The organism is Shewanella sp. ECSMB14101, from assembly GCF_000773485.1.
GTDB lineage: Bacteria > Pseudomonadota > Gammaproteobacteria > Enterobacterales > Shewanellaceae > Shewanella > Shewanella marisflavi.
In genome coordinates this window covers 171,909-189,772 of the sequence record NZ_JSFF01000004.1, presented here as the reverse complement: position 1 = coordinate 189,772, position 17,864 = coordinate 171,909, and the positions used below count along the sequence as shown (strand labels likewise).

Here is a 17,864-nt window from a genome sequence, read left to right as displayed (position 1 = left end):
TTTGAGTATGCTAAGCATAAAATAAAAATGACTCACCAGCGTGGAAGCACAGAGGCAAATCTATGGGATTTTTAAGCCGCATAAGACGTTTAATTTCTGGTCAACCGCCTGTCACAGGTGGCATTGATGTGTTCGCCCCTGTCTCAGGCGAAATCGTGGCCATTGAAAAGGTACCGGATGTGGTTTTTGCCGAAAAAATTGTCGGCGACGGTATTGCCATTGCACCTAAGGGCAAGCAGATAGTGGCCCCAATCGATGGCACCATAGGCAAGATATTTGAGACCAACCACGCCTTCAGTATCGAGTCGCCCCAAGGGCTAGAACTTTTCGTGCATTTTGGTGTTGGTACGGTCGAACTCAGAGGTAATGGCTTTACTCGCCTTGCCGAGGAAGGCCAGCAGGTAAAAGTCGGTGAACCCATCTTAGAGTTTGATCTCGAGTACCTAAAGGCCCATGTGGAAAGCCTGCTAACCCCAGTCGTGCTGGCAAACATGGAAGATATTCAGGGACTAGATAAGCGTCACGGCAGCATCGAAGCCGGTAAAGATGTGATCTTCTCGGTTCAGCTATAACCCTTTCATCAGTTACCGGTGCTTAGCCTTGCTATCGCCGGATCACTTATACCCTTGAGTGATTTTTTTTCAAATAACCACTCATCCCATAACCGTCACTTGAGACAGGCTCGACTCGGTGCCACAATGACGGCAAAGTGATGTTGGCCTTTGGCGTACAGCGAAACGGCCCAAACAAGGAGAATCAGATTGTGACCCTATACGGCATTAAAAATTGCGACACAGTAAAAAAGGCACTCAAATGGCTAGAAGCCAATCAACAGAGCGTGACCTTCCACGATTTTCGTGTCGATGGATTAACTCAGCAGCAGATTGAGTCATGGACCGAGCAAGTCGGCTGGGAAAGCCTGTTTAATAAGCGCAGCACCAGTTTTCGCAATCTAAGTGACGCAGAAAAGGCCGATATCGACCAAACCAAAGCAATCGATCTCATGCTCGCCTATCCCACTCTCATCAAACGTCCTGTGCTGGAACATCAAGGCAAGGTGAGTGTCGGTTTTAAACCGGCGCAATATGAGGAGATCTTCCGCTAATGAGTCAGGATGTCCTTACACTGGCACAAGACCTTATTGCCAGAGCCTCAGTAACGCCCCTCGATGAAGGGTGTCAGCCTTTAATTGCTGATCGTCTTAAGGCAAAAGGGTTCAACATAGAATCTATGGTGTTTGAAGACACCACCAACATGTGGGCACGACGTGGCGATCAGGGCCCGGTGTTCTGCTTTGCCGGTCATACAGATGTAGTGCCTGTTGGCGACCTTAATCGCTGGCATACGCCACCATTCGATCCCGTTGTGATCGACGGTTACCTTCATGGGCGTGGCGCTGCCGATATGAAAGGCTCTCTTGCAGCCATGGTGGTGGCCACAGAGCGATTTGTCGATAAACATCCTGATCACAAGGGCTCTATCGCCTTTCTGATCACCAGCGATGAGGAAGGTCCTTTCATCAATGGTACGACCCGAGTGATAGACACCTTAGAAGCGCGCAATGAAAAGATCACTTGGTCGCTGGTCGGTGAGCCCTCCTCCACCCATAAGCTGGGGGATATCGTTAAAAATGGTCGCCGCGGCAGTCTGACAGGCAACCTGACGGTCAAAGGCATACAGGGACATGTTGCCTATCCACACCTGGCCGACAACCCTATCCATAAGGCAGCGCCAGCCCTTGATGAACTGGCGAAAATGAAGTGGGACAATGGTAATGAGTTTTTCCCGCCTACCAGTTTTCAGATAGCCAATATCAATGGTGGTACCGGTGCCTCTAACGTGATCCCGGGCAACCTAGAGGTGATGTTTAACTTCCGTTATTCCACAGAGGTTACCGCCGAGATCTTAATTCAACGTGTGCTGAATATCCTCGATGCCCACGGACTGGATTATGAGATCAGCTGGATTTTCAACGGCCTGCCTTTTCTCACCGATGCAGGCCCGCTGCTCGATGCCACTCGCGATGCGATCAAGGAGATCACAGGCACTGACACAGACCCTCAAACCTCAGGCGGCACCTCAGATGGACGCTTTATTGCCCCAACAGGCGCCCAGGTTATTGAGTTAGGCCCAGTCAATGCTACCATCCACAAGGTCAATGAGTGCGTTAAGGTTGATGATATCGAACAACTTGCCCTCGTTTATGAACGCATCTTGGAAAAACTGCTTTGTTAAGTGACAAACTTTATGGCGAAGGTGAATTGCCCCTGAACGATTATCAGGGGCATAGACTCGCCCCGGAGTGCGCCGAGCAGTTTGCTAAGATGCAGGCCGCGGCGGCCAAAGACAATATCGCCATCGCCATCTGCTCTAGCTACCGCAACTTTGAGCGTCAACTTGGGATCTGGAACGCTAAAGCCAGTGGCCAGCGCCCGGTACTCAATCACCAGTCCCAGCTCATTGCCATCGACGCCCTGAGCGAGGCTCAACTTGTTGACGCCATTCTCTGCTGGTCGGCGCTGCCTGGCATGTCACGCCATCACTGGGGCACAGATCTGGATCTATTCGACGCCAATACCGTTACCCGTGAGAAGTTGCAGCTCATCGCCAGCGAATATGACCCCCAAGGCCCTTGCCACAAACTGAATCTCTGGCTTAAGCAGTACGCAGCAGACTTTGGTTTTTATTTGCCCTATCAAGCAGGCCTGAGTGGCGTTAGCCCAGAGCCTTGGCACCTGAGCTATTTTCCACTTGCGGATCAATACCTCAAAGCCTTCGACAAAAAAAAGCTTGAGGCACAACTGCAAAAGGCGCCTATTCTTCTTAAAACAGCTATTCTCGCTCGCCTTGACGAGCTGGTAGCCCAATACGTGTATTATGTAGCCCCCTCTCCTCATGGGCTCAATGCAAGCACACTGACGAGTGATCATCAATGAATTTAGAAACTTACCGACACAGTTTTACCCTAAAAGGCCAGCAGATGAGTTATCTGGATATCGGCCAAGGGCCGGTACTCCTGCTTGGCCACAGCTATCTGTGGGACAGCGCCATGTGGGCGCCGCAAATCGCCCATCTCAGTCAGCACTACCGCTGTATCGTGCCTGAACTTTGGGGCCATGGAGAGTCGGATCCCCTGCCGAGCGACTGCCGTTCTCTTAAACATCTTGCCGAGCATTATCTGGCGCTGATGGACAGTCTGAGCATTGATGAGTTTTCAATCTTGGGGTTGTCGGTTGGCGGTATGTGGGGCGCAGAGCTGACCCTGATGGCGCCGCGCCGCGTAAAGACACTGGTGATGATGGGCTGTTTCCTCGGTTTTGAGCCTGAGGTTAGCCGAGCGAAATACTATGGCATTTTAGATACCATGGTGGCCGCAAAACATCTACCCACGCCGCTCATCGAACAGGTAGCACCGCTATTTTTCGCCGACGATGTTGAGGCCAAACAACCCGCACTTATCGACGGCTTTAAGACCTCACTGGCAAGCCTGCCACCGGAGCGACTCGACAGCATTGCGCGCCTGGGTCGCATTATCTTTGGTCGCCGGGATATCATGGAAGAAGCCGAGCAACTCACCCTGCCCGTACTGATTATGACAGGGACTCAGGATAAACCCAGACCTGTGCTGGAATCCTATTTGATGCACGATGCCATCGACGGCAGTGAGTTTTTACATATCCCAGATGCCGGCCATATTTCGACCTTAGAGCAGAGCGACTGGATTAATCAGCAATTAAGTAGCTTTTTTGCGAAACATTTGCGCTAACTCACAACACTGACTGACAAGCGATACTGAGTAGACCAGCAGGGAAAAATTTTGGTGCTAGAATGCGTCCCTGCAAAATCTTCTTCATAGACATGATTTTAACTAAATGAAATTACTTAAACCTTTGTTCGACAACAATCGCCGCTGGGCCAACCGCATCCTGGAGGAGAACCCTAACTTCTTCCAACAGCTCGCCCAGCAGCAAAACCCCGAGTATTTGTGGATAGGCTGTTCGGACAGTCGGGTACCTTCAAACCAGATCATCGATCTTATGCCCGGTGAGGTTTTTGTACATCGCAACATCGCCAATATGGTGATTCATACCGATCTTAACTGTCTGTCAGTGCTGCAGTATGCGGTGGAAGTGCTCAAAGTGAAACATATCATGGTGGTGGGCCACTATGGTTGCGGTGGCATTAAGGCCTCGATGGGTAATGAGAGACTCGGGCTTATCGACAACTGGCTGGGTCACATTCGTGATATCCACCGCTTGCATGCAAAGGAACTTGCCAAACTGGATGAGAAAGCCCGCTTCGATCGCCTGTGCGAACTGAATGTGGTTGAGCAGGTGCACAATGTCGCCAGTACCTCCATAGTGCTAGATGCCTGGGAACGAGGCCAGGATGTATCAGTACACGGCTGGATCTACAGTGTCGAAAACGGCCTACTCACAGATCTTGATGCCACCCTAGATATCGATTTTTTAGGTAAGCGTTAACCCGCTTTTGCTCCTAAAGCTCGTCTGCTTGGCGCATGATGGTTAAATCATGCGCTATCTTAAGTTCCCCTCGAACAAAAGCAAAAAAAAGCCGCTAATTTCAGTAAATATTCCTTAATAAACATCGCAGTTTTACACCCATCGCGTTTATAATTCGCATTGATTTATTTTTCGCGCCGCGGGCGCAGCGAATGCTAAGGAACTATTCCATGCCTGGTTTTGAATTATTTGGTCCTGAAGAGAAACAGGAAGTTGCTGACGTAATGGAAAACGGTTTTACCTTCCGTTACAACTTTGATCACATGCGTAATGACCGCTGGAAGACGCGTGAGATGGAGCAACTGCTCTGCGAGAAGATGAATGTCAAACACGCCCACTTGCTCTCTAGCGGTACCGCTGCGTTGCAAACGGCGATGGCCGCTGCAGGCATTGGTGCTGGCGATGAAGTGATCGTGCCTCCTTTTACCTTCGTCGCCTCTGTCGAAGCTGTCTTCATGGCTGGCGCCATTCCTGTATTCGCTGAGATAGATGAAACCTTGTGTCTGTCGCCTGAAGGTATCGAAGCCGCCATCACACCTCGCACTAAAGCAATCAACTTAGTTCATATGTGTGGTTCTATGGCCAAGATGGATGAGATCAAGGCCATCTGTGAAAAGCATAACTTAGTGCTGCTCGAAGATGCCTGTCAGGCTATCGGCGGTAGCTACAAGGGTCAGGCTCTTGGCACTATCGGTGATGTAGGATGCTACTCGTTTGACTCGGTCAAGACCATCACCTGTGGTGAAGGCGGCGCGGTAATTACCAACAACGACACCATCTATGACCATGCCCACATGTTCTCAGATCATGGCCACGACCATGTTGGTAACGATCGTGGTGCTGAAGGTCACCCTATCATGGGTCTGAACTTCCGCATCTCTGAGATGAACTCAGCTATGGGTCTTGCCCAGCTGCGTAAGCTCGACACCATTATCGAGATCCAGCGTAAGAACAAAAAGCTGTTGAAAGATGCCATGGCAGAGCTGCCAGAAGTCAGCTTCCGCGAGATCCCAGATCCTGAAGGCGACTCAGCAGGCTTCCTAAGCTTTATGCTACCAACTGAAGAACGTACCCAAGAGATCAGCAAAAAACTGGCTGAAAATGGCGTTGACGGCTGCTTCTACTGGTATGTAAACAATTGGCACTACCTGTCAAACTGGAAGCACATTCAAGAGCTTAAGTCACCAGCCGCTCTCCCGATCACATTAATCGAAGACAAGCCTGATTATACTCAGGTGTCCGTGCCTAAGTCAGACGCCATCATGAGCCGTACCATTTCGATGCTGATCAAGCTGTCTTGGAGCGAAGAAGAGATCGCCCAGCGCATCGAAAACATTAAGCGTGCTTTTGCGGCCTAAGTCTCAAGTCACTCATTTTACCTGTCGCGTCGGCCACACGCCGCGCGACGTTACTTTTTACAGTAGAAGTCTCAACGGAGAATGTTGTAATGAGTTTTAAAAATTTCAAATGCGTACCAAAAATGATTTTTGGTCGTGGTTCTTTCGCTCAGCTAGATACCGTCCTGAGTGAAGAACGTCAACAAGCAGACGATTTCGTGGTGTTCCTGGTTGATGATGTTCACCAAGATAAGCCGCTTGCCAAGCGCGTTCCAGCCCAGCCCCATGATCTGGTGATTTACGTCAACGTGGACGAAGAGCCAACCACAGAGCAGGTTGACTCGTTAACCGAACAAGTACAAGCCTTTGCTGGCAAGCTACCTGTTAGCGTAGTCGGTTTAGGTGGCGGTTCGACCATGGACCTTGCTAAAGCCGTTTCTTTGATGCTGACCAACCCAGGCGGAAGCGCTATGTACCAAGGCTGGGATCTGATCAAGAACCCTGCAGTACACCACATCGGTATTCCAACCGTTTCGGGTACCGGCGCCGAGGCGTCTCGCACCGCGGTACTGTGTGGCCCAGTTCGTAAGCTAGGTTTAAACTCAGATTATACTGTGTTTGACCAAATCATCATGGACTCTGAGCTGATTGCCGGCGTACCGACTGACCAATGGTTCTACACAGGTATGGACTGCTACATCCACTGTGTTGAGTCCCTGCAAGGTACTTTCTTAAATGAGTTTGCCAAGGCCTTCGCCGAAAAGTCTATGGATCTATGCCGTGAAGTCTTCTTGGACGATCACCCAGAGAAAGATGACAAGCTGATGATGGCCTCTTACATGGGCGGCATGAGCATAGCTTATAGCCAAGTCGGTGCATGCCATGCGGTCTCTTACGGTCTGGGTTATGTACTGGGTTACCATCACGGTATCGGTAACTGCCTAGCCTTCGATGTGCTGGAAGAGTTCTACCCTGAGGGCGTTGCCGAGTTCCGTCAGATGATGGACAAGCACAACATCACTCTGCCAAAGAACATCTGTAAAGATCTGCCAGATGAAACTATCGCTAAGATGGTTGCCGTTACGAAGAGCATGGGACCACTATGGGCCAATGTGTACGGCGAAGGCTGGGAAGAGAAAGTTACCGACGAGATGTTGACTAAACTGTTCCGTCGTATCTAATCTGTAAGCTCAAGGAGAAAGGGGCTCTCAATGAGCCCCTTCTCTATATATACACTGTGCGAAACTGTAAATGGTAGGTATATCCAAATGAATGTGACTCTGTTAATCCCAGCTCGCTATGGTTCAAGCCGATTTCCCGGGAAGCCACTGGCGCCGATTAACGGTAAACCCATGATCCAGCACGTATACGAACGTGCGGCACTGGCAAAAGGCTTAACTGCCATTTATGTGGCAACCGACGATCTGCGTATTAAAGAGGCGGTCGAAGCCTTCGGTGGTAAGGGGGGGATGACAGATGAGAACGCCGCATCAGGCACCGACAGGATTGAGGATGCCATCACGCAACTGGGTTTGGCCGGTGATGATCTGGTGATCAACCTTCAGGGCGATCAACCGCTGATCGATCCTATCTCCATCGAACAGATCATTACCCTGTTTGAGCGCCACCCTGGCGAATTCGCCATGGCAACCCTAGGCTATGAGATCACCGAAGAGCATGAGCTTAACGACCCTAAACACGTCAAGATGGTGTTCGACAACCAGTTTAACGCGCTTTATTTCTCACGGGCACGAATTCCTTTCGGTCGCGATACCCAGGATTACCCTGTGTATAAGCACCTTGGCGTCTATGCTTACACTCGTGAATTTGTTCGCATCTTCAATAAATTACCACTAGGTCGCCTGGAAGATCTCGAAAAGTTGGAGCAATTACGCGCCTTAGAACACGGTTATAAGATCAAGGTCGCGATCAGCGCCTTCGACTCTCCAGAGGTGGATACTCCAGAAGATATTCGCATCTGCGAAGCCCGCCTGGCGGTCGACTAACTAACGTCTGGGAGATAGCGGATGTCGAGTCTCGAAGTTTGGCTCATAATCATCTTGGTACTTGGTGTTATCGCCAGCAACTTGGCGGTGCTCAAATACAGTAATAAGTTTAAGTTGCCGCCATTTGGTAAACCTAAACCAGAAGACAAAAGTGCTAAGCAGCAAAGCGTGCAAAAACCTGAGGACGCTTCTCATCCGGATGGGAAGCAGACAGACCCTAAGCCTCGGGATGACGCAGCTGATACGGATAAACGCGACAGATAGCTAGGATAATTAAGCGCAGCCAATAAGCTGAGCGATAATCGACGTTCCAAAAAAGATAAAGGCTTACCAAGGTAAGCCTTTTGTATCACTGTGAAACCAAACATTGGCGCTTGTGGTTACCCATGTAGCCAGATGTTATCACCCGTATTAGCTCGTGAGACTCTCGACCCAAGTTTCGGGGTTCGCCACAATAAACTGGTATTTGTCGCCATTACTCATACTCACCTGGATCCCATCTGGCGTAATAGGTAAGATCCCCGCGCCCTTACCCCAACAGGTCTCCACCTTAACTATCTCTTTGAGGGGTAAATGATAAGGACCATAGAGGCCATCGGCACTAAAAGACTTAAAATCGAGGGTTTCTCGATTTAGGCTCAAACGTCCATCGACTCGAATGGCATTCTTCTGTAGGGTCGCCGGGCTTGATTTTGCCTGTCGCTGTTCAGTCTCAATTGATAATCTCATTGCATATCTCCCTGCTGCAACTAAGTATCACTCTACTCTACTATAGACTGTACACCTTGTTAATAAGCCTTTGGTTGGCTGAGGCTTTGTCACATCTATACGATGCTTAGGTGTTGGTAAAATTAAACACCTTAAGTCAAACGCCTAGACGATAGCGACAAAAAGGCCAATCTTGCGATTGGCCTTTAAGAACTAGTTGCGTATATCCTGTTTTAACTCCTCTTCGAGGCGCTGACTTACCGCCTCTGGGGAACCTGTATTACGGGCGATCAAGCCATAAGCGACAGGGATCACCAAGAGTGTAAAAAAGGTCGCCAGTATGATACCCGACAGCACCACAACCCCGATCACAAAACGAGTTTCTGCGCCGGCGCCCTGAGCCATAACCAAAGGTATGGCCCCCGCTGCCGTCGTGATCCCCGTCATCAGGATAGGACGCAGACGCTGGCTGGCCGCCTGAATGATCGCCTTGTCGAACTCGAGTCCTTTATCCCTTAATTGGTTAGCAAATTCGACAATCAAGATACCATTTTTAGCTGCAAGGCCCACCAACATGATAATCCCTATCTGGCTATAGATATTCAGGCTCTGCCCTGTTAACCAAAGGCCAATCAGTGCGCCCAGCGTCGCCAACGGCACGGTCAGCATGATCACCATAGGGTGAATGTAGCTCTCAAATTGCGCCGCCAAAACCAAGAAGACAATCCCCAAGGCTAACAGGAAAACGAAATACATGGAGCTACCCGATTCCTGATAATCGAGCGACTGACCCTTATAGCTGATCACCGCTTCGGCTGGCAGATAGGTGTAAGCCAGATCGTTGAGGTAGTTAAGTGCCTCGCCCAAACTATAGCCATCGGCTAAGTTGGCTTCTATGGTGATCGCCCGCATACGGTTGTAGCGATTCAGCTGGCTGGCGTCGGCAAACTCCTCAACAGAGACAAGGTTTGCCAGCGGGATCAACTCGCGACTACGGTCAGAGCGAACATAGATGTTACTCAGATCGCTGGCGGTATTTTGATTATCCCGGTTACCCTCGATGATCACGTCATACTCTTCACCATCGCGCATGAAGGTGGTCACCAGACGCGAACCCAGCATAGACTCCAAGGTTCGGCCGATGTGAGAGATAGATACCCCGAGATCCGCCGCTCTATCCTTATCGATCACCACCCTGAGCTGTGGCTTGGTTTCTTGATAGTCATGATCTAAACCGACAAGGTTAGGGTTTTCCTTAGCCTTTTCCAGCAAGATGTCACGCCATTTGGCGATCTCTTCATAGCTTGGGCCGCCCAGTACGAACTGCACAGGTTTTCCTACGCCTCGGCCGAAGGCCTGGCGCATGACAGGGAATGCTCTCACCCCAGCCAAATCAGACAGGCGACCACGTATATCGCCTATGATCTCAAAAGCACTGCGGCGTGTTGCCCAGTCTTCGAGCACGATAATGGCCATACCATTAGAGAAGTTGGCGCTGCGACCAAAACCACGTGGTGCACGAATCAGCAGTCGCTTAATCTCACCACTCTCTACCAGCGGCATCAGGCGTGCTTCAATCTCATCCATATAAGGCGTGATATATTCAAAACTTGCCCCCTGCGGACCGTTAACGATCAGGAACATAGAGCCCCTATCTTCCCTCGGTGCAAACTCCTGCGGCACCTTAGTCATCAGGTAGCCACTGAGACCTAGCGCTATAACCACCAAAGAACTGACGATAAAGGGATGGGTCATGGCGCGCTTTAAGGTCGCCTGATAACCATTTGACAGCCAGTCCATCCCTGCATCGATTTTGCGCACCAACCAAGGGTCTTGCCCAGCCGGTTTAAGCAACTTAGAACACATCATGGGGCTTAGGGTCAGCGCCACCAAGCTTGAGAAGATCACCGCGGCGCTCATCGCTACCGCAAACTCTTTAAAGAGCTTGCCCAGATCCCCTTCAAGGAAAGTGATCGGCATAAATACGGCCACGAGGACTAGCGTTGTTGCCACTACGGCAAACGCCACTTCGCGGGACCCCAAGTAAGCGGCCTTGAGGGGTGAGTCGCCCTCTTCGATACGTCTGTGAATGTTCTCCAGCACTACGATGGCATCATCCACCACCATACCGATGGCTAAGATCATCGCCAGCAGAGTCAGCAGGTTAATGGTATAACCCAAGGCATAGAGGACGATAAAGGTGGCCATCAGAGACACAGGCACAGTTAACGCCGGGATCAACATCGCGCGCACACTGCCAAGGAACAGATAGATCACAATTATCACCAGGAACATGGCGATAAACAGTGTCTGATACACCTCCTTGATAGAGGCCTCGATAAACACAGAGCTGTCGTAAGAGCGTTTGATCTCCATCCCAGCAGGTAATGTGGGGTTGATCTTATCGACCAGTGCATTAGCGGCGCGAGCCACTTCCAAGGTATTAGAGGTAGATTGCTTGGAGATCCCCAGACCAATCATGGCCTCACGGTTACCACGGAAGGTGATACGTTCCTCTTCCGAGCCAATCTCTACCCTGGCCACATCGCCAAGCTTGATAAGATAGCCATCTTCCCCTTCAGCCAGTACCAGATTGCTAAAGTCTTCTTCCGTCTTAAAGGTGCGCTCCAAACGCACGGTGAAATGACGGTCTTTCGACTCTACCGAACCGGCCGGCAGCTCAACGTTTTCTGATCTCAGTACAGACTCAATATCCGACACTGTCAGGTTACGGGCCGCCAAGGCTTGACGGTCTATCCAGATCCGCATGGCGTAAACCTTGCCGCCGCCGATACGGATGTTTGCCACGCCGTCGATCACCGAGAATCTGTCGACTAAATAACGGCGGGCATAATCGGTGAGCTGCAAGGTACTCATCTGATCTGAGACCAGGTTGAGCCACATGATCACCTCATCACCACCATTAGCCTTTTGCACCTCTGGTGGATCGGCTTCTTCTGGCAGGTTGTTGAGTAGCCCTGAGATCCTATCTCGCACATCGTTAGCCGCCGCTTCAATATCGCGGCCCACATCAAACTCTAAGGTTACAGAGGAGCGACCATCGCTACTCGAAGAGTTGATGTTGCGGATCCCCTCAACACCACTGATCCTGTCCTCTACCAATTGAGTAATACGACTCTCTACCACGGCCGCACTGGCGCCGCGGTAGTTTGTTTGCACCGACACTATCGGCGGATCGATATTGGGATATTCCCTTAAGGGCAGTTTATCAAAAGAAACCAGACCAAAAGCGATCAATAGCATGCTGATGACGGACGCAAAAACCGGTCGTTTTACCGACAAATCCGTCAAGATCATACTAGGGGCTCCACCTTAGCTTGTTGACTAAAACTAAAATTTTCGCTGAACTGCACCTTAACGGTATCGCCTGGGCGCACTTTAAGAATACCGCGCACCATCACCTGCTCACCCACGTTTACGCCGCCGACAATCTCGACCCAACCGCGTTTACGCAAGCCGATTTGTACCTGACGACGCTCGACCACATTCTCATCATTAACCAAGTAGACGAAATGATTCTTCTGTATTGGAATAATCGCCGCTTCAGGAATAATGAGCGCATCTCGGCTCTGCTTAATAAGCTTCACCTTCATCAACATACCCGGCAATAGACGTAGATCCTTGTTAGCGATCTCAGCGCGTACCATCACCGCACGGGTGATGGGATTAACGCGGCTGTCGACCGACACAACCTTGCCGGTAAAGAGTTCACCCTCAAAAGCCACAGCGCTAGCTTCAACCGATTTACCTATGGCCAAGGACTGTAAGAAACGCTCAGGCACCGAGAAGTCGAGCTTTATGGTGGAGATATCATCTAGAGTGGTGATCACAGTACCAGGTGTCACTAGGCTTCCCTGGCTCACTTGCCGTAGACCCAAGCGTCCCGAAAATGGCGCTCGGATACGTCTGTCCTTAAGGGATGACTCCGCCTGCTCCAGCTCTGCCTTAGCGGTGTCGATAAGGGTTTGCAGCCTGTCACGCTCAAGGGCGGCAACGGTCTGGCTGGTCACCAAAGAACTAATACGAGCCAGTTCGCGCTCATGATCTTTCATCTTAACTTTGGCGACTGTCACTCTGGCGATCTGCTCTCTATCTTGCAAACGCACCAGCAGTTGGCCCTTTTCCACCAGTTGACCGTCTTCAAAATTTAACTCGGTGACCATGTCAGTCACCTTAGGCGTCACAGTGATAGACTCATTCGCTTTGCCCGTACCCAGGGCTTCGACTTCGTCGCGAATAGGTTGCATCTCAGCCTTAGCAACCACGACATTTGGCGTCGGCCTAGCACGTGGTTTAGTTGTAGATTCCGTCTGTTGATTGAAATAGTAGGTGGCGGCGCCTGCCGCTAAAAGTATTGAGATTATTATCGTTTTTTTCATCAATCTTCCGAATGAATACACATTATGTTAACGGTAGTTTACCTAGTAATCTAAGTGCTTCAAGGCGTTTTACTTTTGCTTACAAACTTAACGCTTGGTTTACACTCAGGGCGATTTTCCAACACCAGAGAGGATTCCCTATTCCTCTTCACACTCGCACATATCATCTATAAAAAGGTGCCTCTTTCAGCATAAGCAATAGGTTTTCCGCGCTCATAGAGGGATTCATAAACTGTCCCTGACCATAGTCGCAACCTAAGCTCTGCAACGTTTGATACTGCTCTTGTGTTTCAATTCCTTGCGCTACGGTTTCAATATTAAGTGTATTGGCAAGGTTAATAATGGTTTCAAATATCACCTTGTTGTCATAAGCCATCACCATGGGGCTGATGAGGCTGCGCGCAATCTTTAGGCGATCGAAGCGAAAACGCTGCAGATAATGAAGGCTTGCATGGCTTGCGCCAACATCATCCAAACTAACTTGAATGCCAAGGCGTTTCGCTCTGGCTATCAGTGCCGACACTTCCCCCATCTCGGTAGCTAGACTCGGTTCAGCCACTTCTATTGCTAACAAGCCTGCAAGCTTAACCCCCAGCTCGCCTTGCCCTTCTAGACTGTCGAGCAAAAAGCGACCATCACAGGCAATATTCTGACTGATCCTAAAACCCTGCGGAAAAGCGTCATGGTGATTTTGCAGCAGCGCCAGTAATTGTTTCGCCACATAGTTATCTAACGAATCTAACCCTTCCTGGTGCCTCAGTTGAGGCAATAATCGCTTTGCCGAGATAATTCCTAGTGTTGGATGTCGCCAACGCAGCAGCGCCTCGGCGCCAAACAGTTTTCCATCCTTGAAGCGATACAGGGGCTGAAACTCCAAATAAAGTTCACCGTTTGCAATTGCCTCCATGAAGGCTTTTGCCAATTGCTCCTCATCACAACTCTCCTGCTCCGTGTCAAACTGACACATTTGCGCCCGCCCCTGCAGCTTAGCACTTAGCAGTGCCTGGTCGGCCTGGCGCATCAGCGACGATTCACTCTGGTGCGGAGAAAAACAGGTCACCATCCCCAAACTAAACGAGAGAGAAATAGAGATCCCCCCCAAATCATGCACCTCCATCATCTGCTGGCGCAGCGCCTCAACCCTGTCATAGCATTCAGAGGGAGAGCTAATGCCTTCGAGCAGCAATGCAAACTGGTCTCCCCCAAGGCGGCTGAGGGTATCATGGGCTTGCAATGCCCCTCTGACGCGATTGGCAACCAACTTAAGCAACTCATCACCAATTTGATGGCCGTAAGCATCATTTACCGCTTTAAAATGATCGATATCGAAGAACACCAGGCCGAAGCCAAGAGGCGCATTTTCTTCTGTCTGAGTGATAGTACGTAACGCCTGGCCTAAACGATCAATGAATAAACTGCGATTAGGCAACTTGGTTAAACTGTCCTGCAGGGCTAATTCGGTTAGACGGGACTTCAGCTGCATTCTGGCGATGGCATTACAGATATGTTTAGCGACAAAAACCAGTAACTGCAGATCCTCTTCACGATAACGGTAATCACCATGATAACTCTGCACCACAACAATGCCGCGACAGGAGTCACTGTCAAAAGGAACACCCAGCCAGGCGAGGGGGAGCGCGCCGTTGATCACTATATCCCCATCACTCACCATCTGCTTAAGCTTGTTTTCATCTGCCAACAAGGGCTTATTTTTCAGCAGCACATACCCAGTGATGCCGAGCTCCGCCGGCGACATGGCGAACTGGGCATCTTGAGGCACCTCATCATATTCATCCACATGATAGGGGAAATGTAAGAAGTGACCATCGTCGCTCATTAGCGCGACATAGAAATTGTCCGCCAAAATAAGCCGAGAGATACATTGATGTAGCTTGCTATAGAAGTGTTTGATCGAATCTGTCTCAAAGATGATCTCGGCTATCGCAAACAGGGTGTCCTGGATCTTACTGGTGTACTCCAGCGCCTCTATCCGCTTTTGCAAGCTAACCAGATTATTCGCTCGATGGATCTTCAGCGCCGTGATAGTCGCCAGTGCAAATAAAATATGCTCATGCTGCGCCGTGTAGAAATTCTTCTTGGGATGCTCAGTGTCTATTACCCCTATTACCTCACCGTCTACCAGCATGGGCACGGCTAACTCAGATAACCTTGGGGCATCATCGACAATATAATTAGGGAATTGGCGAGTGTCGGCGACGATCAGAGGCTGCTTTGTCTTGGCCACAGTGCCGACAACGCCCTCGCCGATTTTGAGCTCTATGGGCGCGAGGATCTCGTGAGCAGTGGGGTTTTTCGCACCGAAGGTGGCCTTTTGCACCAGCAATCCACGCTCTTGATCCAATAGATAGACCACCACATCATCGAACCCAAGTTGTGACACCACATTTTGTGCCAAATGCCATAGGATCTCTTCCACGCCACTCAGTGAAAGCATGTCGATGGCAAATTCACTAATCACCTTTAAATACTTAGCTTCGACATCCTGCAGTTGAACCTTAGATCCCATGCCTACTCCGGCGCTATTGTGGTATCAGACTAATGAATGACAATCTCAATAACTATATGGCATAGATGGCTGACCCGCCATTTTCGCCACTACCAAAGAGGTAGTTGTTTCGTCTAACGACTCACTGAGTTTCTGTCTTAACGGATGAAGTTTACCGCAATCTTGGCTTCCTTCGGCTAACTGCCTTTTCAGGCCAAAAAAAAGAGGCCTAAGGCCTCTTTTCTAGTTTATATCTGCAATGGATTATCTGACTTTGCGATCTTCGTTCATCAGCTCGGCTAAACCGCTATAAACGGCCTCGACCACCTCGTTAGATACAGGCTCATCTTCTTTATCTTTTAGATAGATGCGTGTCTTACTCACATCTACTTTATCTTGCTCAATTTGCAAGCGATAAGAACCCTCTTCTATCGGCAGCTTCTTCTCGCTCCACAGTGAGCTCCAGAAACCTGAATCATCATTGACATTGATATAGTAAAGCCCCTTGTTATTGTCCATGTCGACAATTTCAAAGCCCATCTCTGGCAGTACCAGGCGTAATCGCTCCCAAGTACGGCTGAAACTAGCATCGGCTAACCAGTAACTTATCTCGGCTGTCTCAGCATCGCTCGTTTCTGACGCCTTCACCATCTCAACATCTATGCCCAGGCTATCACGTAAACGTTTGGCCTTAATCGCCTTAGCACGCTTAATGCTCATGTAGGCGATGGTGCTGTTAAGCATATCAACGGTGTAACGACGCTTATCTTCACCAGTTAGCAAGATATCCTGCGCCTTACCATCGAAGCTCTCTTCGTGATCAATTAATTCGATAGCAAGATTACCGTTACGGCCATGAGGACGCACATTTACGCTGAATCGATAGCGTTGACGCACAGAGTAAACCTCATCGGCGCCCCACATAGAGGTCTCAATAACTTCTTGATTTTCTATCCAATCAGTCTCGATGATGCCACTTTCTCTGTCTTCTTTTACCAGCTTGATATTATGCTGATTAAAATATTCATCCAAGATACCAAAAATTTCAGTGCGTAGATCGATATCATTGTCGATAGACTCGACCACGATCTTAATGCTGTCACTGGATTCTTCTACATGGGTACCTTCTGCCATAGGCAATACTTGCAGCGGCGGACGAATATCCAGCTTCTTACCCACCAGGTTTTTATCAGCCTTGCGACCGACCTGTGGGATCTCGTATTCGGTATTGTACTTAGGCTCATTCAATCCCGCCGGGATCACCAGCTTAGGCTGTACAGTCACGTTAGCATAGTCGTCATCGCCATTGGCCTGGCGTCTGTCGATAGGTGTACTGCAAGCCGTTACGGCGGCGACCAGTAAGATTGGGGTTACTTGCTTTAGCATTTAATTATTGAACCTCTATTCTGGCATTTTTCATCGCTTCTAGCAACAGACCATGATATTCATCAGAAAGTTCCGTTAACGGCAAGCGAATATGTCCTTGGCTAATCAACCCCATACGATGAGCGGCCCATTTAACCGGAATGGGATTGGCTTCGCAAAACAGTGCTTTGAACAGATCTTTCATCGGTGCTTCTGCCTGCAGAGCAGCGTCAACATCACCTTTTAGCGCAGCATCACACATTAACTTAAACTGCTTAGGCACTATGTTGTTAGCTACCGAAATAACCCCATTACCACCTAAGGTTAGAAATTCCCGCGCCGTAGCATCATCACCGCTGTAAAGCATAAAGTCGTCACCACACAGCTGACGCAGCTTAGCGACACGACTCAGATCGCCGGTGGCTTCCTTAACACCAATGATATTGGGCACTTCAACCAACTGAGCTACGGTTTCTGGCAGCATATCGACTGCCGTACGTCCGGGCACATTGTAAAGAATTTGCGGAATATCAGTAGACGCCGCTACCGCACGATAATGAGCGATAAGCCCCTTAGGCGTGGGTTTGTTGTAGTAAGGCGTTACACCTAACATGGCCGCAACCCCAAGGTTGGCTTGGGCCTTGGTCAGTTCGATCGCTTCTGCGGTTGCATTGGCACCGTTACCGCCGATAACGGGTACCCTTCCTGCGGCAAATTTAACCGTGTGGGCAACCACCTCTATATGTTCTGAAATAGGTAAAGTGGCAGACTCGCCAGTCGTACCAACGGCAACAATGGCGTCAGTACCTTGCTCAATATGGTATTCAACCAGCTTCTCGAGACTGGCGTAATCGACAGAGCCATCACTATTCATGGGAGTGATTAAGGCTACGATGCTTCCGTTTATCATGTGATTTCCCCAAGGATTCAGGACTGGCTATGGTACTGATGCTAACAGGTAAAAACAAGCATAAGTATCCCAAGATCATTGAGAATGATAACAGCAGACGCTGTAGGTC

At 49.7% G+C, this 17,864-nt stretch carries 16 protein-coding genes; 10 read left to right on the top strand and 6 right to left on the bottom strand.

Features of this window, described 5'->3' with window-relative positions:
- Positions 1-62 precede the first annotated feature (62 nt).
- From crr to NY07_RS05695, 10 genes are all read left to right on the top strand, one after another.
- Positions 63-572 (top strand): PTS glucose transporter subunit IIA, encoded by a 510-nt coding sequence (gene crr, locus NY07_RS05740; RefSeq protein WP_033538384.1) that lies wholly within the window; start codon positions 63-65, stop codon positions 570-572.
- 140 nt (positions 573-712) lie between these two features.
- Positions 713-1,105: an ArsC family reductase gene (locus NY07_RS05735; RefSeq protein WP_052125510.1), complete on the top strand. Its 393-nt coding sequence runs from the start codon at positions 713-715 to the stop codon at positions 1,103-1,105.
- Positions 1,105-2,235 (top strand): succinyl-diaminopimelate desuccinylase, encoded by a 1,131-nt coding sequence (gene dapE, locus NY07_RS05730; protein WP_033538383.1) that lies wholly within the window; start codon positions 1,105-1,107, stop codon positions 2,233-2,235. Before NY07_RS05735 ends, dapE begins: the two co-directional genes overlap by 1 nt.
- Positions 2,229-2,936: a M15 family metallopeptidase gene (locus NY07_RS05725; protein WP_052125509.1), complete on the top strand. Its 708-nt coding sequence runs from the start codon at positions 2,229-2,231 to the stop codon at positions 2,934-2,936. The genes dapE and NY07_RS05725 overlap by 7 nt, the downstream gene beginning before the upstream one ends.
- Positions 2,933-3,766, top strand: a complete 834-nt coding sequence (locus NY07_RS05720) for an alpha/beta fold hydrolase (protein WP_033538382.1) — start codon at positions 2,933-2,935, stop codon at positions 3,764-3,766. Before NY07_RS05725 ends, NY07_RS05720 begins: the two co-directional genes overlap by 4 nt.
- Before the next feature lie 106 nt (positions 3,767-3,872).
- Complete coding sequence (can, locus tag NY07_RS05715; protein WP_033538381.1) at positions 3,873-4,484, top strand: carbonate dehydratase; 612 nt, start codon at positions 3,873-3,875, stop codon at positions 4,482-4,484.
- Between the two features lie 209 nt (positions 4,485-4,693).
- Complete coding sequence (kdnA, locus tag NY07_RS05710) at positions 4,694-5,881, top strand: 8-amino-3,8-dideoxy-alpha-D-manno-octulosonate transaminase KdnA (protein ID WP_033538380.1); 1,188 nt, start codon at positions 4,694-4,696, stop codon at positions 5,879-5,881.
- An 89-nt stretch (positions 5,882-5,970) separates the two neighbouring features.
- Positions 5,971-7,041 carry a 3-deoxy-alpha-D-manno-octulosonate 8-oxidase KdnB gene (gene kdnB / locus NY07_RS05705; protein ID WP_033538379.1) on the top strand — a complete coding sequence of 357 codons (1,071 nt, stop codon included), beginning with the start codon at positions 5,971-5,973 and terminating at the stop codon, positions 7,039-7,041.
- 87 nt (positions 7,042-7,128) lie between these two features.
- Positions 7,129-7,866 carry a 3-deoxy-manno-octulosonate cytidylyltransferase gene (gene kdsB, locus NY07_RS05700; protein ID WP_033538378.1) on the top strand — a complete coding sequence of 246 codons (738 nt, stop codon included), beginning with the start codon at positions 7,129-7,131 and terminating at the stop codon, positions 7,864-7,866.
- A gap of 21 nt (positions 7,867-7,887) precedes the next feature.
- Positions 7,888-8,130, top strand: a complete 243-nt coding sequence (locus tag NY07_RS05695; protein WP_033538377.1) for a DUF2897 family protein — start codon at positions 7,888-7,890, stop codon at positions 8,128-8,130.
- Between the two features lie 147 nt (positions 8,131-8,277).
- On the opposite strand, the gene NY07_RS05690 is transcribed toward NY07_RS05695, so the two are convergent.
- The 6 genes from NY07_RS05690 to dapA form a co-directional block, all read right to left on the bottom strand.
- Positions 8,278-8,595 (bottom strand): hypothetical protein, encoded by a 318-nt coding sequence (locus tag NY07_RS05690; RefSeq protein WP_052125508.1) that lies wholly within the window; start codon positions 8,593-8,595, stop codon positions 8,278-8,280.
- A 192-nt stretch (positions 8,596-8,787) separates the two neighbouring features.
- Complete coding sequence (locus tag NY07_RS05685) at positions 8,788-11,892, bottom strand: efflux RND transporter permease subunit (protein ID WP_033538376.1); 3,105 nt, start codon at positions 11,890-11,892, stop codon at positions 8,788-8,790.
- Positions 11,889-12,974: an efflux RND transporter periplasmic adaptor subunit gene (locus tag NY07_RS05680; RefSeq protein ID WP_033538375.1), complete on the bottom strand. Its 1,086-nt coding sequence runs from the start codon at positions 12,972-12,974 to the stop codon at positions 11,889-11,891. The genes NY07_RS05685 and NY07_RS05680 overlap by 4 nt, the downstream gene beginning before the upstream one ends.
- Positions 12,975-13,137: 163 nt before the next feature.
- Positions 13,138-15,501, bottom strand: a complete 2,364-nt coding sequence (locus NY07_RS05675) for an EAL domain-containing protein (RefSeq protein ID WP_033538374.1) — start codon at positions 15,499-15,501, stop codon at positions 13,138-13,140.
- 243 nt (positions 15,502-15,744) lie between these two features.
- Positions 15,745-16,866 (bottom strand): outer membrane protein assembly factor BamC, encoded by a 1,122-nt coding sequence (gene bamC, locus NY07_RS05670; RefSeq protein ID WP_033538373.1) that lies wholly within the window; start codon positions 16,864-16,866, stop codon positions 15,745-15,747.
- A 4-nt stretch (positions 16,867-16,870) separates the two neighbouring features.
- Positions 16,871-17,755, bottom strand: a complete 885-nt coding sequence (gene dapA, locus NY07_RS05665; protein ID WP_033538372.1) for a 4-hydroxy-tetrahydrodipicolinate synthase — start codon at positions 17,753-17,755, stop codon at positions 16,871-16,873.
- Between the last annotated feature and the right edge of the window lie 109 nt (positions 17,756-17,864).

What these genes read in the sequence shown, in the direction of transcription:
- crr (WP_033538384.1), top strand. Translation starts at nt 63, where the DNA reads ATGGGATTTTTAAGCCGCATAAGACGTTTAATTTCTGGTCAACCGCCT.
- NY07_RS05735 (WP_052125510.1), top strand. Translation starts at nt 713, where the DNA reads ATGTTGGCCTTTGGCGTACAGCGAAACGGCCCAAACAAGGAGAATCAG.
- dapE (WP_033538383.1), top strand. Translation starts at nt 1,105, where the DNA reads ATGAGTCAGGATGTCCTTACACTGGCACAAGACCTTATTGCCAGAGCC.
- NY07_RS05720 (WP_033538382.1), top strand. Translation starts at nt 2,933, where the DNA reads ATGAATTTAGAAACTTACCGACACAGTTTTACCCTAAAAGGCCAGCAG.
- can (WP_033538381.1), top strand. Translation starts at nt 3,873, where the DNA reads ATGAAATTACTTAAACCTTTGTTCGACAACAATCGCCGCTGGGCCAAC.
- kdnA (WP_033538380.1), top strand. Translation starts at nt 4,694, where the DNA reads ATGCCTGGTTTTGAATTATTTGGTCCTGAAGAGAAACAGGAAGTTGCT.
- kdnB (WP_033538379.1), top strand. Translation starts at nt 5,971, where the DNA reads ATGAGTTTTAAAAATTTCAAATGCGTACCAAAAATGATTTTTGGTCGT.
- kdsB (WP_033538378.1), top strand. Translation starts at nt 7,129, where the DNA reads ATGAATGTGACTCTGTTAATCCCAGCTCGCTATGGTTCAAGCCGATTT.
- NY07_RS05695 (WP_033538377.1), top strand. Translation starts at nt 7,888, where the DNA reads ATGTCGAGTCTCGAAGTTTGGCTCATAATCATCTTGGTACTTGGTGTT.
- NY07_RS05690 (WP_052125508.1), bottom strand. Translation starts at nt 8,595, where the DNA reads ATGAGATTATCAATTGAGACTGAACAGCGACAGGCAAAATCAAGCCCG.
- NY07_RS05685 (WP_033538376.1), bottom strand. Translation starts at nt 11,892, where the DNA reads ATGATCTTGACGGATTTGTCGGTAAAACGACCGGTTTTTGCGTCCGTC.
- NY07_RS05680 (WP_033538375.1), bottom strand. Translation starts at nt 12,974, where the DNA reads ATGAAAAAAACGATAATAATCTCAATACTTTTAGCGGCAGGCGCCGCC.
- NY07_RS05675 (WP_033538374.1), bottom strand. Translation starts at nt 15,501, where the DNA reads ATGGGATCTAAGGTTCAACTGCAGGATGTCGAAGCTAAGTATTTAAAG.
- bamC (WP_033538373.1), bottom strand. Translation starts at nt 16,866, where the DNA reads ATGCTAAAGCAAGTAACCCCAATCTTACTGGTCGCCGCCGTAACGGCT.
- dapA (WP_033538372.1), bottom strand. Translation starts at nt 17,755, where the DNA reads ATGATAAACGGAAGCATCGTAGCCTTAATCACTCCCATGAATAGTGAT.